12 protein-coding genes and 1 pseudogene are annotated in these 15670 nt (G+C 38.8%); 11 read left to right on the forward strand and 2 right to left on the reverse strand.

Going from position 1 to position 15670, the window contains the following annotated elements; translation table 11 throughout:
* Positions 1-2 precede the first annotated feature (2 nt).
* The 11 genes and pseudogenes from A3Q33_RS06950 to A3Q33_RS07000 all read left to right on the forward strand — a co-directional run bounded on the left by A3Q33_RS06950 (position 3) and on the right by A3Q33_RS07000 (position 11531).
* Entirely contained in the window at positions 3-749 is a 747-nt protein-coding gene (locus tag A3Q33_RS06950; RefSeq protein ID WP_081179322.1) for a 5-oxoprolinase subunit PxpA, read from the forward strand.
* 4 nt (positions 750-753) lie between these two features.
* On the forward strand, positions 754-1524 hold the full coding sequence (gene pxpB, locus A3Q33_RS06955) for a 5-oxoprolinase subunit PxpB (RefSeq protein ID WP_196798063.1): 771 nt from the start codon (positions 754-756) through the stop codon (positions 1522-1524).
* Positions 1521-2473: pseudogene (locus A3Q33_RS06960) on the forward strand (5-oxoprolinase subunit C family protein); the annotation flags it as partial. The gene pxpB and the pseudogene A3Q33_RS06960, both read left to right, overlap by 4 nt.
* Positions 2474-2596 carry a hypothetical protein gene (locus A3Q33_RS20960; RefSeq protein ID WP_081179325.1) on the forward strand — a complete coding sequence of 41 codons (123 nt, stop codon included), beginning with the start codon at positions 2474-2476 and terminating at the stop codon, positions 2594-2596.
* A gap of 114 nt (positions 2597-2710) precedes the next feature.
* Positions 2711-3316 carry an anthranilate synthase component II gene (locus tag A3Q33_RS06970; protein ID WP_081179326.1) on the forward strand — a complete coding sequence of 202 codons (606 nt, stop codon included), beginning with the start codon at positions 2711-2713 and terminating at the stop codon, positions 3314-3316.
* Positions 3317-3395: 79 nt separating this feature from the next.
* Entirely contained in the window at positions 3396-4541 is a 1146-nt protein-coding gene (locus A3Q33_RS06975) for an HDOD domain-containing protein (RefSeq protein WP_081179327.1), read from the forward strand.
* A 469-nt stretch (positions 4542-5010) separates the two neighbouring features.
* Positions 5011-6225: an aspartate aminotransferase family protein gene (locus A3Q33_RS06980; protein ID WP_081179328.1), complete on the forward strand. Its 1215-nt coding sequence runs from the start codon at positions 5011-5013 to the stop codon at positions 6223-6225.
* A gap of 71 nt (positions 6226-6296) precedes the next feature.
* A complete protein-coding gene (gene astA, locus A3Q33_RS06985; protein ID WP_081179329.1) occupies positions 6297-7313 on the forward strand; it encodes an arginine N-succinyltransferase in 1017 nt (338 codons plus the stop codon).
* A 56-nt stretch (positions 7314-7369) separates the two neighbouring features.
* Positions 7370-8842 carry a succinylglutamate-semialdehyde dehydrogenase gene (astD, locus tag A3Q33_RS06990; protein ID WP_081179330.1) on the forward strand — a complete coding sequence of 491 codons (1473 nt, stop codon included), beginning with the start codon at positions 7370-7372 and terminating at the stop codon, positions 8840-8842.
* Between the two features lie 291 nt (positions 8843-9133).
* Positions 9134-9928, forward strand: coding sequence for a DUF1338 domain-containing protein (locus A3Q33_RS06995; protein ID WP_081179331.1), 795 nt, complete (start codon positions 9134-9136; stop codon positions 9926-9928).
* A gap of 142 nt (positions 9929-10070) precedes the next feature.
* A complete protein-coding gene (locus tag A3Q33_RS07000; protein ID WP_081179332.1) occupies positions 10071-11531 on the forward strand; it encodes a tetratricopeptide repeat-containing sulfotransferase family protein in 1461 nt (486 codons plus the stop codon).
* A gap of 73 nt (positions 11532-11604) precedes the next feature.
* Here A3Q33_RS07000 and A3Q33_RS07005 read toward each other — a convergent pair whose 3' ends face one another.
* Positions 11605-11940, reverse strand: a complete 336-nt coding sequence (locus A3Q33_RS07005; RefSeq protein ID WP_081179333.1) for a DUF3718 domain-containing protein — start codon at positions 11938-11940, stop codon at positions 11605-11607.
* 313 nt (positions 11941-12253) lie between these two features.
* Positions 12254-15208 (reverse strand): TonB-dependent receptor, encoded by a 2955-nt coding sequence (locus tag A3Q33_RS07010; RefSeq protein WP_081179334.1) that lies wholly within the window; start codon positions 15206-15208, stop codon positions 12254-12256.
* Positions 15209-15670: the final 462 nt, after the last annotated feature.

The following is a 15670-nucleotide window of genomic DNA, read 5'->3' on the forward strand; positions in this document are numbered from 1 at the left end:
CAATGAAGTTGAATTGTGATTTAGGTGAGTTTAAAGAAAATAACGATGCCGATATTATGCCATTGATTGATATGGCCAATATCGCCTGTGGATTTCATGGTTCTGATCCTTTAACGATTAAAAAAACCATTAAACTTGCCCAGCAACATCAAGTCATTATTGGTGCTCACCCTAGCTATCCCGATGTAGAAAACTTTGGCCGTCAGTCAATGAATTTATCGCAGAATGAATTAATCGCTAATGTGCAATATCAAATTGGAGCCTTACAAGCACTTTGTTCAGTGGAAAATACCCAACTTGATTATGTTAAACCCCATGGGGCGTTATACAACGACATGATGAAAGACTTGAAGATATTTGAGCAACTTTGTCTGGCCATAGCACAGCTAAATCAACACAACAGCAAGCCACTATCTTTAATGATACAAGCAGTAACCGACAGTGATAAATTTGATCAGATAGCAAAAAAACATCACATTTCACTCTATTATGAAGCCTTTGCTGATCGCCAATATTTAGATAATGGTTTGTTAGTGCCTCGTAGTGAAATTGGCGCCGTATTAACCGATAACCAAACCGTGGTAAGTCGCTGCCAAGCCCTGCTTAATAAGCAACCTTTACTCAGCCAAAATCAACAACCTTTGCAGTTTCACATTGATGCCTTATGCGTGCATGGCGACACCCGTAACGCTTTAGAAATGCTTAAAGCGTTACGAGCAAGCATTAATAATGCACAAGGTCAGCGTTAATACGATGAGTAGTTATCAATACAGCGATAAAAATGACGCTAAACAAAGTGCAAACTTTACTATCGACGTAGTCGCCGAAAATGCTTTACTGCTAAGTTGGCAAGCAAAAATATCGCTTACCCAACATAATAAAATCATTGCATTACAAGCCATTATTGTAAAACAACTGGGCGAACAAATTCTAGAAACGGTGGCAAGTTATCATTGTTTAATGCTTTATTTTAACCCTGAACATAACACTAGCACGCAAGTGATCGAAGCAATAAAGTGTATCGCTAAAACTCATAACGTCAGTTTAGAAAAAGAACACGGTGAAACAGCAAACGTTAAAAGCCTAAATAACAATTGCATCAAAATACCGGTGTACTACGATACTGAACAAGAATGGGATTTAGCCGACGTTGCAAAGCGCTGCAATATGTCGATAGAAGACGTTATTAAACAACACAGTGCTGAAACTTATCATGGTTTTGCCTTAGGTTTTACGCCGGGTTTTTGTTACTTAGCTAGCTTACCCGAAAGCCTGCATTTACCAAGAAAGTCCTCACCGCGCATAAAAGTACCTAAAGGTGCCGTCGCTATTGCTGAACAACAAAGTGCTATTTATCCGATTGAAAGCCCCGGTGGTTGGCATATTATAGGCCAAACGCCATTACCTATGTATGAAAGTAAAAATGGCCAGTTCAATGCCACCATTAACGTTGGGCAAAATGTACAGTTTTATGCCATTACCAAAGCTGAATTTATAGCACTACAACAAGGTTTACCGGCATGAGCCAACATTATCTTGAAATTATCAGCATAAATGGTCAGGCAAGTATTCAAGATCTTGGCCGCCTCAATGCACAGCATTTAGGATTTAGCGCCAGTGGCGCCGCCGACGAATTCGCTTTTCTTAGCGCTAATAAGCTTATTAACGATAAATTAACGGCCAATGACATAAGTGTCGCGCAGGACAATAAACAACGTCATTGTGCAACCATTGAAATTACGCTTGGGCAAGTCAGTTTCGAAGCCAAAGCGGCTTGCATAATTGCGATAACGGGAGCAGATTGCCAAGCGACAATTAATAATGTCGCCGTTAAACCCTGGCAATGTTACCAACTAAAAACTGGCGATATACTTGATTTTGCCATGCCCAAAAACGGTTTGCATAGTTATCTGGCGGTATTCGGTGGATTTACCTGCCAAAAAGCACAACAAGCCTGGTTAGGAAGCTACGCTCAAACGAACAATGAAATGGCTTTAGGTTTTACAGGCGAAAAATTAACGGTTGGCAGTAAACTGTATTTTTCAGTCCAAACAAAAGCGTTAACTCAGCTAGCATCAGCGCAACCAAGTAAGCTAAAAGAAGCAAACAAGCCATTTACCGCACCCACTCAGTTTTACGCTCAGCAACATCTAACCATACGGATGATGCCCAGTAGCTTATTTTTACAAATGAGTAGCGCGCAACAACAACGATTTTTGAGCACCGAATATATTATTTCACCTGATAGCAATCGCATGGGTTATCGTCTTGGCGTTTCGCATTCACAATCCTATACACCAACGTTACCCAATGCATCAGTCAACGAAAAAATACTTTCTGAGCAATTACGCAGCCGTTGTTTATTATCAATGCCAGTGACTTACGGCATGGTGCAATTTCCTGATAACGAACAACCTATAGTATTAATGAAAGAGCGACAAACCATGGGGGGTATCCGGTGCTTGGTACCGTAATGCAAACTGACTTATTTAGATTAAGCCAAATGCGTCCAGGCGAAAAAATTAACTTCACTTTAATTAACCATCAACAAGCCCAACAACAATTAATGGCATTTTACCAAAAGTTCCGCTCATAATTCTTATCAAGGCACGTTTCAGAGCTTTAATCGAAGTGTTTAAAGGTAGAATGGCGATCAATAAAAGATTAGAATAACGCCCGCTTTACGATTTAGTCTTACGCAGGTGTTTTTTTGTTATTAATGATCGACAATTACGACTCTTTTACTTTCAACCTAGTCCATTATTTTCAGGCGCTAGGACAGCAAGTTAAAGTGTGTAGAAACGATGAAATAAGCTTAGATGCAATCGAAGCGTTAGCGCCCCAATATATTGTTATTTCACCCGGTCCTTGCGACCCAGATGCTGCCGGCTTGTCACTCGCGATAATCGAAAGATTTAAAGGTCGCATTGCCATACTTGGCGTTTGCTTAGGTCATCAATGCATCGCCCAGCACTTTGGCGCTAAAGTCATTAAAGCGAAGAAAGTTATGCACGGTAAAACCAGTATCATTAACCATAATGAACAGGGATTATTTGCCGCTTTAAAGCAGCCATTAACGGTCACGCGATATCATTCGTTAATTGTAGATATAAACTCTTTGCCTGATGAGCTAGAAATAACCGCTTGGGTCACTGAAAATGGTCAGCAAGAGATCATGGCCTTACAACATAAACAATTAGCCATCGCCAGTGTGCAATTTCATCCTGAATCTGTGTTAACAGAACAAGGTCATCAATTATTACAAAATTTTATTGACCAATATGCAAATCAAATAGATGATAATAATAGCGCCTAATGAAATAAGCTAACAGGCCGATAACTTAGCTAACCTCACAAATTATAAACTAATAACGAAAACCAATAATGAAGTCCTGATGCAAATATTTGAAAATAATAAATTAGTTAAGCCTATTTACAGTCGTGTGCTCAGTCTCGCGATCAGTAAAGATTTTGCCAATCAAAAAAATGGCAAAATAAATATGTCTCAGCATCAAGACAGTGAGCAGTTTAACCGCCGACGAGAGTTATTAGCGGTAGAAGAAGAAGCACACAAAAATAAAATTATCCAAGCGCACGGCCAAGAACACTTTAAAACACAGGTGAAAAATAAATTTTTTAAGCGTGTCGATATCCAAGTTAATAAAGAGTTTGATAATAAAGAAAATCTCTACTTGAATGTGCTAAAAATAGAAGATGCCGCCCCTTCTATTATGGAAATACTGGCAGTAAAAGCAGCCAGTATTAATCGCATTACACCTTTAGCTAAATCACTGCCTTGGCTTTGTAGTGAATTAATTAACTTGGTTAATAAACCCCAATACCGTAAACGCTCTGACATACAAGTAACTGAGCCAAACTTAGCGCTAAGTTATGTTGGCTTAGATAACCTTAAATTGGTTATGCCAACATTTATGCTAAAGCATTGGTTACCCACTAGCACCTCACCTTATCCGCTAATGAAACGTAAACTATGGAACGATAGTTTATCTATTGCGCTAGCGTCTCAGTTATTAGCCAAAGAACAAGGTCTAGATGAATTCACTGCCTTTACAGCTGGCATGTTAAGCAATTTAGGCTTATTAGCAGTCACCCGTGGTTTTTTAAATACTTATAGCAGTCTCTATACACAAGAGCTAAAAGCAGCTTATGACAGTAAAGATAAAAAACTACACGACATATTAGTGACGCTCGATACCGCACCAGAATTATTACTAGAACAACTACTACTACGCAGCAGTAACGTGGCTGCAGATATGGTCGAACTCATGCGTTTTGATCGTTTACAAATTACTGAGCCGTTATTTGATCTTGCCTACGCAACTGACATAAATCACATGTGTCCAATTGCTAAGTTAGTCACTAAAGCCAAAGCTTATGTTGCGTTTAGAGGCTTAGCAAAAGAAAACCTCATCAGCACAGAAGAAGCAAAAATATTGCTAACCGCAGGTCGATTGACAAAAAATGACATAGCCTTATTAAAGAAAAGCGATATTGATCACATAAAGCTAATTTTTAATTAACACTCGTCACAATTTCAGTCCAATGTACGGACTTATTTATATCAAATCTTATCTGGGTTAGGTCCACTTAGCCCTATCAACCTTGTCTAAAGCTGAAAAATAGCCATAAAATCACCTAAAATGCTCAAAACAATAATTTATTTTTGATTAATTATGAAACATGGTCTGTTATTACAGATCAGCTTAGGTGACATAAGAATCTCATTACTAGCCACAGTGTAGAAAAACACAGCAAACATAGTTATGCAGTAATACTGAATAAAAACGGAGGAACCTTTATTTTACAAGGGCTTCAGCGCATTTTGACAAGACACTGGCTATTTTTTCTGTCATAATCCGTGCCTATTTTTAATAAGTCTGTATTTAAATAATAGCTGACTCATTAATACATTTAGTTCTGCTAGCGTTAGCGCTCCAAACTAATAAACAACTTTTGATTACAATATCCTAAATATAAGAGGAATTTACAATGTCTAACCATTTCCCAGTAAATCGTGAATTATTTGATGATGTTATGGTACCTAACTATTCACCATCTGCAGTTATCCCCGTTCGCGGTCTAGGTTCACGTGTTTGGGATCAACAAGATCGTGAATTTATCGATTTTGCCGGTGGCATTGCTGTTAACTGTTTAGGACATTGTCATCCTGCATTAGTTGGCGCATTAACAGAACAAGCTAATAAAATTTGGCACTTATCAAATGTTATGACTAACGAGCCAGCATTACGTTTAGCGAAAAAATTAACTGACAGCACTTTTGCTGATAAAGTTTATTTTGCTAACTCAGGTGCAGAAGCAAACGAAGGCGCTTTAAAACTAGCTCGTCGTTGGGCACTTGAAAACTTTGGCGCAGAAAAATCTCAAATCATTGCTTTTAAACAAGGTTTCCACGGTCGTACTTTTTTCACAGTTACTGTTGGTGGTCAAGCGGCTTATTCTGACGGTTTCGGCCCTAAGCCTGGCGATATCGATCATGCTGAATACAACAACTTAGATAGTTTAAAAGCGCTTATGTCTGACAAGACTTGTGCCGTAGTAATGGAACCATTACAAGGTGAAGGCGGTATAATCTCACCAACTGATGAATTTGCTAAAGGTGTGCGCGAACTTTGTAATGAACATAACGCTTTATTAGTTTTTGATGAAGTACAAACCGGTGTTGGTCGTTTAGGCGAGCTTTATGCATACATGGGCTTAGGTGTAACACCTGATATTTTAACCACAGCTAAAGCACTTGGTGGTGGTTTCCCAATTGGCGCTATGATCACAACAACTGATATTGCTAAGCACCTTAAAGTGGGCACACACGGTAGTACATACGGCGGTAACCCATTAGCTTGTGCTGTAGCAGAAGCTGCATTTGATACTGTGAACACACCAGAAGTATTAAATGGTGTTAAAGCCAAAGCAAAACTTTATGTTGCTGGTTTAAATGCCATTAATGCAAAATACAATGTATTCAGTGAAATCCGCGGTAAAGGCTTGTTAATTGGCGCTGTATTAACTGACGCATACCAAGGTAGAGCAAAAGAGTTTTTAAATGCCGCTATGGACGAAGGTGTAATGACACTAGTCGCTGGCGCTAACATTATACGTTTTGCTCCTTCATTAGTTATTCCAGATGAAGATATCGCTGAAGGTTTAGCGCGTTTCGAAAAAGCGGTAGCTAAACTAGCTAAGTAAGCCTTCCTTTATTATAGCGTTCAAATACCGTTGACTATGACGGTGTTTGAACGTCTCATTGAGAGTTTTCTATGATTATTATTCGCCCTATTCAAAGCAGTGATTACGATGCACTTCATCGCATTGCTGTGGAGTCAGGACACGGTTTCACCTCACTACCGGTCAACGAAAAACTGCTGAAAAATCGCATTTCTCACGCGGAAGCTTCTTTCAACAGCTCAGTTACTGAGCCAGGTAATGAAGGTTACCTGTTTGTTATGGAAGACACCAAAACGGGTGCAGTAGTTGGCACGAGTGGCATTGAAGCGGCTGTTGGTCTAGATGATGCATTTTACCATTACCATTTAGGTAAGGTCGTGCACAGCTCTCGTGAGCTTAATATTTACAACACCGTTGAAACATTATCTTTATGTAATGACTATACTGGCGCCTCTGAAATTTGTACTTTATTTTTGAGCGAAAGTCACCGTAAAAACCGTAACGGACGCTTGTTATCGCGTTTTCGCTTTCTATTTATGGCCGAGCACACCGAACGTTTTGCTGAAACGGTTATCGCAGAAATGCGCGGTGTTTCGGACGAAGATGGCGCATCTCCATTTTGGAAATGGTTAGAAGAGCATTTCTTTTCGCTCGATTTCCCCACGGCTGACTACCTTACAGGTATAGGTAAAAAAGTATTTATTGCTGAATTAATGCCTAAGTATCCAATTTACGTTAATTTGTTGAGCAAAGAAGCGCAAAAAGTTATCAACAAGGTACATCCAAAAACAGTACCCGCATTAAGATTACTTGAAGCTGAAGGCTTCTCACGTCGTGGTTACGTTGATATTTTTGATGCCGGCCCAACGGTTGAAACGCAAACAGCCTTAGTGAAAACTGTACGTCAGAGCCAAAAATGCCAAGTCATCATTGGTGATGTCGTAAACGATAATAAATATATTATTTGTAATGACAAAGTTGCAGATTTTAGAGCAACGCAAGCACCCATTTTATTACGAGAAACCGCCAAACAAGTGGTGATATCACAGGCGGTTGCAGATGCGCTAATGGTTATTGAAGGAGACTGGGTGCGCCTAGTTTCAAATTAAGCATTAAGCATTAAGCAAAACTAATTACTCGCGATACACGCGCAGAGGAATAAATAATGTCACACAATATACAACTTATTAATGGTCACTGGACAGCCGGTTTAGGCCATGAAATTTTCTCAAAAAACCCGGCTAAAAATCAAGTAATTTGGCAGGGAAATACCGCTTCAGCAGCACAAGTTGACGAAGCCGTTATGTCAGCTCGTGCAGCATTTGACACTTGGTCTAATATGCCGATTGAAGAACGTATTGCCATCGCCGTTAAGTTTGCTGAGTTATTAACTGAACACAAAGAAGCATTCGCCACAACTATCGCGCTTGAAACGGGTAAGCCACTTTGGGAAACCCGTACAGAAGTCGGCGCTATGGTAGGTAAAATTGCTATTTCGGTACGCGCAAATGAAGAGCGTACTGGTACCGTTGAAAACCCTATGCCAGGTGCAAAAGCGTTTATTCGTCATAAACCTCATGGTGTAGTTGCTGTTTACGGGCCTTATAACTTCCCAGGTCATTTACCAAACGGTCATATTGTTCCAGCGCTAATTGCCGGTAACACCGTGGTATTTAAACCGAGCGAATTAACACCAATGGTTGCTGAAGAAACCTTAAAACTATGGTTGAAAGCAGGTCTACCTGCTGGCGTTATCAACATGGTGCAAGGTGAAGTTGAAACCGGTAAAGCATTAGCAAATCATCCACAAATTGACGGTTTGTTCTTTACAGGTAGCTCAACAACGGGTCACTTCTTACATGAACAGTTTGGTGGCCAACCGGGCAAAATATTAGCGCTAGAAATGGGCGGTAATAACCCATTAGTCGTTAAAGATGTTAGTGATGTAGATGCCGTAGTACACGACATTTTACAATCAGCATTCATCACAACTGGTCAACGTTGTACTTGTGCTCGTCGCTTATTTATTGAAGCGGGCCCACAAGGCGATGCTATTTTAGCTAAATTAGTCGCCAGTACAGAAGCGATTAAAATCGGCTACTTTGACGATGAAGACCAGCCATTTATCGGTTCAATGATTTCTGAAAAAGCGGCATTAAGCTTAGTAGCTGCTCAACAGCAATTGCTTGAACTTGGCGGTGAATCAATTGTGATGATGAAGCACCTTGAAGAAGGCACAGGCTTTATCTCACCAGGCATAGTCGATGTAACAAACATCTCTGAAATGCCAGATGACGAGCACTTTGGTCCGTTATTAAAAGTGTACCGTTATACTGATTTTGACGCAGCTATCGATGAAGCGAACAATACTTCATTTGGTTTATCTGCCGGCTTATTAAGTGACAGCGAAGCGCTATATACTCACTTTTTCCGCCGTATTCGTGCCGGTATCGTCAACTGGAACAAGCCAATTACTGGCGCCAGCAGTGCTGCACCTTTTGGTGGTATCGGCGCAAGTGGTAACCACAGAGCCAGCGCATTTTATGCCGCTGATTATTGTGCTTACCCAGTAGCATCGGTTGAAGCTGAAAAAGTGTCATTACCCGCGACGCTTAGCCCTGGTTTAACGATTAAGTAAACAGAAAAATTTACGCTTAATGAAATACTACTGCCCATTAAAAAAAGCTGGGATCCGTCCCAGCTTTTTCAAGAATATCGATCAAATATAGTCGCTAACCCTGAGTGTCTATCCATCACGCTATCCTAAATATTATCTTCTTAACGAGAAAATACCTGAGTTAAATACTTAGCTATTGAATAAGTTAAAAACCTTTTTGAAGAATAAATAGCCTTGCATATCACTCAACCGATTTTAGTATTCGACTTTAGCAATCGACAAAAATTTAATTTATACATTTAGGAAATACCCATGACTCCCGTTAAAAATTTATTTAACAATATTTGGCAAAACTACTTAGAAGTTACACCGTCAGCTGACAAAGTACATAAACTTTTAAGCACTGGTGACGAGCTAATCAACGACCACGTTGCTTACCGTACCTTTAATATTGCTAAAGTTAATATCGCTAAAATTTCAGCACACTTGCTTAACTTAGGTTACAAAGAATGTGGTGAATATCATTTTGAAGCCAAAAAACTCTATGCAAAGCACTTTGAGCACACTGACACTAATTTACCGAAAGTATTTATCAGTGAACTATTAGTAGAAGAGTTTTCTCCACGTGTACAAGCCATCATCGAAAAAATGGTCGCTGGTATAAACGAAGCGGATATTAACGTTGAAAGCTTTTTATACTCAGGTACGCATTGGCAAGTGAGCCACCAAGAATACTTAGATTTACTCGCCGAAAGCGAATATGCAGCATGGGTTGCAGCCTGGGGCTACCGCGCTAACCATTTCACGGTAAGCATTAACCACTTAACAAACTATGATTCAATTGAAGCCGTGAATGAAGCCGTTAAAGCCGGTGGTTTTACGCTAAATACTACAGGTGGTGAAATCAAAGGTGATGAAGCCGTTAAATTAGAGCAATCTTCTACTATGGCCGATCACGTGTTAGTTGAGTTTTCTGATAAAACCGTTGCTATTCCAAGCTGTTTTTACGAGTTTGCCAAACGCTATCCGATGGAAAATGGCGAGTTGTACACGGGGTTTGTGGCTGCTTCTGCCGATAAAATCTTTGAAAGTACTAACGCTGCTTAAATAAACGATAAACCAGTTCACCAAAAGCTACATGGGTTTTGGTGAACTTTAACTTTTTTCTTGCCTTTTACCTTTCTTTAACTCCAAATCGACGCCATATTGTAGTAACCTTTATACTCCATTTTTTGATGTAGATAACAAATTGACTGACTTAGAACTGGCCAACAGTGTCTTAAAAGATGTAAAAAATCAACAGCGTACTAGCGCCGCAAAAACCATCCAAGCATTATTAGATAAGAATGCTGATCTTAAAGAAAATTGGGGTGCTATAACAAGACTAGCCATATCGATAGGTGAGTTTCAATTAGCTGTACTGTGCAGCAAAAAATATTTAGCTATTTCACCAAAAGAAGCAAAACGCATTATTCAATGTGCAGCAATATTAGCAGAGTGTAGAGAAATAGAAGCAGCTATTGAACTTGTAAACCCGCTGCTGCAAGAAAAAAATACGCCCGATGTACTGCACTTTTTAGGCACAACTCATAGCCAAATTGGCAATATCGAACTCGCTAAAAAGTACCTAGTCGAACTCGTTAAAGTAGCGCCTAAATCAGCGATATCTTGGTTAACACTGGCTGCGATTCATCAGTTTTCAGAAAATGATGAGCTTTATACTCAAATTACCGCCGTACAACAGCAGCTAGAGCATGACAAAAGTGCACACAATGCGCCATTTTGGTTTGCCTTAGGTAAGGCCGAACTAGACGTAAAAAATGAGCAACAGGCCTTCGACTACTTCTCGCGTGGTTGCCGTTTAATGCACAATGACAAGTCTTATATCCCTAAACAACACAGTCAATTTATTGATGATATTATCAGTCATCAAAATGCCGAATATTTAGCGACGCTGCCCAGTTTAGAGCAAGCTGAAAGCTGTCCGCCAATATTTATAATCGGTTTACCGCGCAGTGGCACAACTTTACTACAACAAATGCTAAGTGCGCATAGTGCTATTGGTCAAGGCGGCGAATTAAAGTACTTAAGTTATTCAACAGCTGAAATTGGTCAGGCTAAACTTAATAAGTTAGCCGATAACGAACCATCAGATAACTTAGCAGTTTTTAAAAAGATACACGCTGATTATCAACACTTGCGCGCGCAGCAATTTAGCTTAGACAAACCTATGGTCGATAAAACATTAAGCCTTAATCATCATTTAGGTTTAATAGCTAAAGTTTTCCCAAGCGCTGCGATTATTCGCATTACCAGAAACCCAGCAGATAACGCTTGGTCTTGTTTTCGTAACTTCTTCAATCAAGGTTTGGGCTGGAGCTACGACTTAGAGAATATTGCTGAGTTCTTTCATCATGAAAATCGTCTTGCTAAGCATTGGCAATCATTACTTGGCGAAAGAGTATTAGAAATTAGCTATGAAGATCTAATTAATCAGCCTGAAGCTACACTCACAAAATGCCTAAGCCATATTGGCTTAACATTTGAAGAGTCAATGCTAACCTTTTACAAAAACAATGCGCTAGTGCAAACCGCCAGTGTAGGACAAGTTAGAAAGCCTATTAATAAAGCTTCAATGAATACTAACCTTTCCGTACAAACGCGCTTAACTGCCTTTAACGAGCGTCTGCAGAAACTAGAAAACGCTTAACGGAGTGCGAGAGTTATACTAATATGACTCTCGCTTCTTGATTGCTCAACCACCACTACTTAGACGACTTAAACTACTTAGACACGCTATTATTTTTCGCTAAATCCGTGATAGAAGTTCGATATTCACTGCGATCTAAAGTTCTTAACATAGCATCTGCATTTTCACCATGCTGTTGAACGTAGGCCAAAATACTTACCCCATTACACTGCACATTCTTAGCGATAAATTGCTTGCTATAACCTGAAGATTTAATATTGTTATGCATTGCTGCACGATTACCGGCTAATGCGGTCATACATAATTGTGTAAAATTTGATTCATCTGCTGCTACCATTTCATTCGCTTGGCTCATCGTCGATGCAGCACCTAATATAAACATGGCTAAAACTATTTTTTTTACAGTCATTTAAATTCTCCAAAGAATAATTAATTAATCGCTTGCTAGAAAGGCGATATAGCCTTGTTCATATATAGTGGCGTAAATTATAAAAATAGTTGTAACAAGCAGACTGACAAATGTAAGTAAAAAACATTATATGATGACAGCAGACGTAGGATTATTTAACAAAAAGTTAGGTTAACTGGCTGTAATTAGACTTATTTACTCACGGATATTACAGCTCAAGACCGGATACACCCGCTTACATTTAGTAATCTATAGACATAAAAAAACCTCGCTAGGCGAGGTTTTTTAGGTCAGGGATTTAACAAATCCTTAATTAAAACTCAGCAGATACGCTTATACGCACGTAACGTGGTTTCTGGAAATCAGTTGGTAAACCGTAAGTCGGATTCGCTTCACCGCGGTAACCACCAAAGGCACCATCATATGAAGCAATACGTTCATTAACTTCATTGAGTTGCGTTGCTTTATCATTATTAGTCACGTTAAAGATATCAGCGCGGAAAGTAATTTTACTCTCATCAATGTAGTAATCGTAAGTTGCAGAAAGATCTAACGTCCAAGTATTAGACGTTCTACCTTCAGAGCCACGAGTTACTAACTGACCATCTTTAACAAATGATTCTGCACCATATAACGATGCAAAAGCATCAGTAGGATGTAAACCAAAAGCGTTTAGCGGGCGACCAGTAGTGAAGTTAAAATTTGCGCCTAAAGATAAATCTTCTGTAACCGCATAAGCACCATTAATTTTTACATTATGACGACGGTCGTTCGGTAGATTACCGTTTGCGCCATCAGTTAGGCCAGGTTGGTCAAAGTTAGTTGTTAAACCAGAATCATTTTGATCGTTGTCTGAACGAACAAAACCTTCATTGTTACCCCAGCTATGAGACCAAGTATAAGTTACGTTTAATAGCCATTCGTCATCCCAAGCACGGTTCAATGTTAAATCAACCGCAGCATATTGACGCTTAGCTTCTGGGTAACCTAATTGGTCAGCTGTAATAGTGTATTCTTTTAATTCTAAAGGACCATCACCATCAGGGTCAGTCGTAATCGTTACATCTTGGCCAGGGTTAGTTAATACATAGTAATGGAAACCAGAACAAAGCGTACAACCACCATCTAAAGAATCGTCGAAACCTTTATCGATAGCAACATCTTCCAACGAACTACCCAAATCACGGTAAGTTGCTTTAACGCCATAGCTCCATGAATCATTAATAACTTGCTCATAACCTATCATGAACTCATCTTGATACATTGGATCTAAATCAGCATTAACTGTTTCTTTGGTATCTTTTAATTGACCATCAGCAAAAGTAGAAATAGCACCACCACTTCCTGGCACTACATTAGGCGTGAAGTCTGCATTGATGCTTTCTACATCAAAGTTTTGGCGTGTATATAATTCATCACCGGCTAAACGTACGTTAGTATTAGTTGCAACTGGCAAGAAGTAACGGCCGTAGTTAGCATAAACTTTACTATTACCATCGCCTTTAATGTCCCAGCTCAAACCAAGACGAGGAGCTAATTGATTAGTAACATCAACGAATTTATCGCCAGCTTTATTATAGTTTTCAAACGATTCGTTACGTAAACCAATACGAGCAGTTAAATCATCAGTCACTTGCCATGTATCTTCAATATAAAACGCAGCACTTTTAGTTTCAAAGTCGCCTTGGTTTACATAATACTCTTCTCGCACAGTATCACAATCAAGCTCATTATTTGCTAATTTAGCTGAATCACAGTCTTCATATCTGTAAGCTACTCCGCCCGCACGTTGCGTATTTTCAGTGGCTTCCAATTCTTCATAATCGATACCAAATCGCAATGTATGGTCGTCATGAACATACCAATCAACATCAAAACGATAAGCGGTACGTTTATCATTTTGAACTGATGGAGTACCTAAACCATAAGAGCCGAATTTCTTACCGCTTCTTCGTTCATAAATAACTGGCTTGTCACCCAACGGGCTTGAACCAACATTTAAGTTACTATAACTGGCTTCATTTACTGAGTATTGCGCACTTACTGTTAAATCGTCAGTTAAAATACCTGTATATTTAAGACCCCAAGTTTTACCACCACGCTCTAAATAATAATCACCAAAATTTTCTCCTTTGGTATCAGAGTCCGCGTCATATCCAACTTCGTTAGTATCAAGATCTGAGCCGTTATCCCAACCAGTAAACTCTAAAATATGCTCATCTGTTATATACCAGTCAATTTTTGCAGCATATAAGGTATCACTTGCATCACGACTATAAAAACTAGAAGTGTTTGCATAATCACGTGTGCGATCTTCTTGATTCAATAAACCAAAAAAGAATAATTTATCTTGAATTAATGCGCCGCTGGCCCATAAATTGTAATTAGTTGAACCAGTTTTATCTTGGTTGTTAACTACGTAATATTCGCTGTCTGCTTCTATAATATTATCAGCATCGGTGCGCTTAACATCTGGCGAATGTGCTTGCCATGAGCTAGGTTCCCAAAACGCACTTGCACCAAATTTAAACTCGTTTGAACCACTTTTAGTTGTTGCATTAACAACACCACCAGTTGAACGGCCAAACTCTGCTGAGTAACCACCGGTTTTAACTTCAAAAGTTTTATACATTTCAAATGGTAATTCTGAACCGCCTAAACCGTTACGGAAGTTAGTCGTGTTTATACCGTTAATGTAATAAGTGTTTTCACCAACTGATGAACCACCAAAAGAAGCATTTTTACCAAAATCAGAATCACCAGACACTGTACCTGGAGCAAGAAGAGCTACTGAAGCAACGTCGCGTGCAACCGGTACTTTGGCTAAATATTCTAAATCTACAACTAATTGCGACTCACTTGATGAAACATCAATAGTTGATACAACAGCACCAGTAACACTGATACGCTCAATATCTCCAGTTTCTAAAGTAAAGTCTGCACTTGTGCGACCAACAGAGCTAACTTTTAGCTTTTCCTGTTTAACCATTAAAAAGCCATCTTTTTTAGCTTCTAATGAATAATTACCGGCTGGTAATAGTGGGAACTTATAATTACCTTGGCTATCAGTCTCTATTGTACGGGTTAAACCAGTATCAATATTGATAATAGTAACCGTTACACCTGAAAGTACATTACCAGAATTACTTAGCGAGGTACCAGCAAGTAAACCATCGTTTGCCATTGCTGGCATTGCTAAACCTAACGATACTGAAACAGCTACTGCTGTTACCGAACGTTTGAATGTTTTAGAAAAATTATTTCTCATGATTGTGTTTCTCTCCGAGATTATATTGTTTTTATTTTGTTACTATTATCTATTATAAATGTTTCATAATGTTACTAGCTGTAACATTTTCCCTATCTTTACTTGAATTGAAAATATATTCAAGCATTTAATTGTTACATTGAATACAATATACAAAAATTAAAAGTAGAGTAAAAACAATTTATTAATATAGAACAAGAAAGTAACGCAACATTTATATAACATATATGCAATATTGCTTAATTTTTAACGCATAAATTAATGAAAAAGCAATTTTTATGTCTGCTGTAGATGTTTCATTTTGTGAATTACTTCATATTGAATCTATATTTATTGGCTTAACGTAGGAAATTTGACTGTTTAAAAACGAAAAACACACCAGTTATCTTCATTATCGACTTCGTATCTGAGGTCACTTTGCTTTATATACTGATATAAACTCTTTCTGGTTTTAAAAGCCGC

It is taken from the genome of Colwellia sp. PAMC 21821 (assembly GCF_002077175.1).
In the GTDB taxonomy this organism is placed as follows: Bacteria; Pseudomonadota; Gammaproteobacteria; order Enterobacterales; family Alteromonadaceae; genus Cognaticolwellia.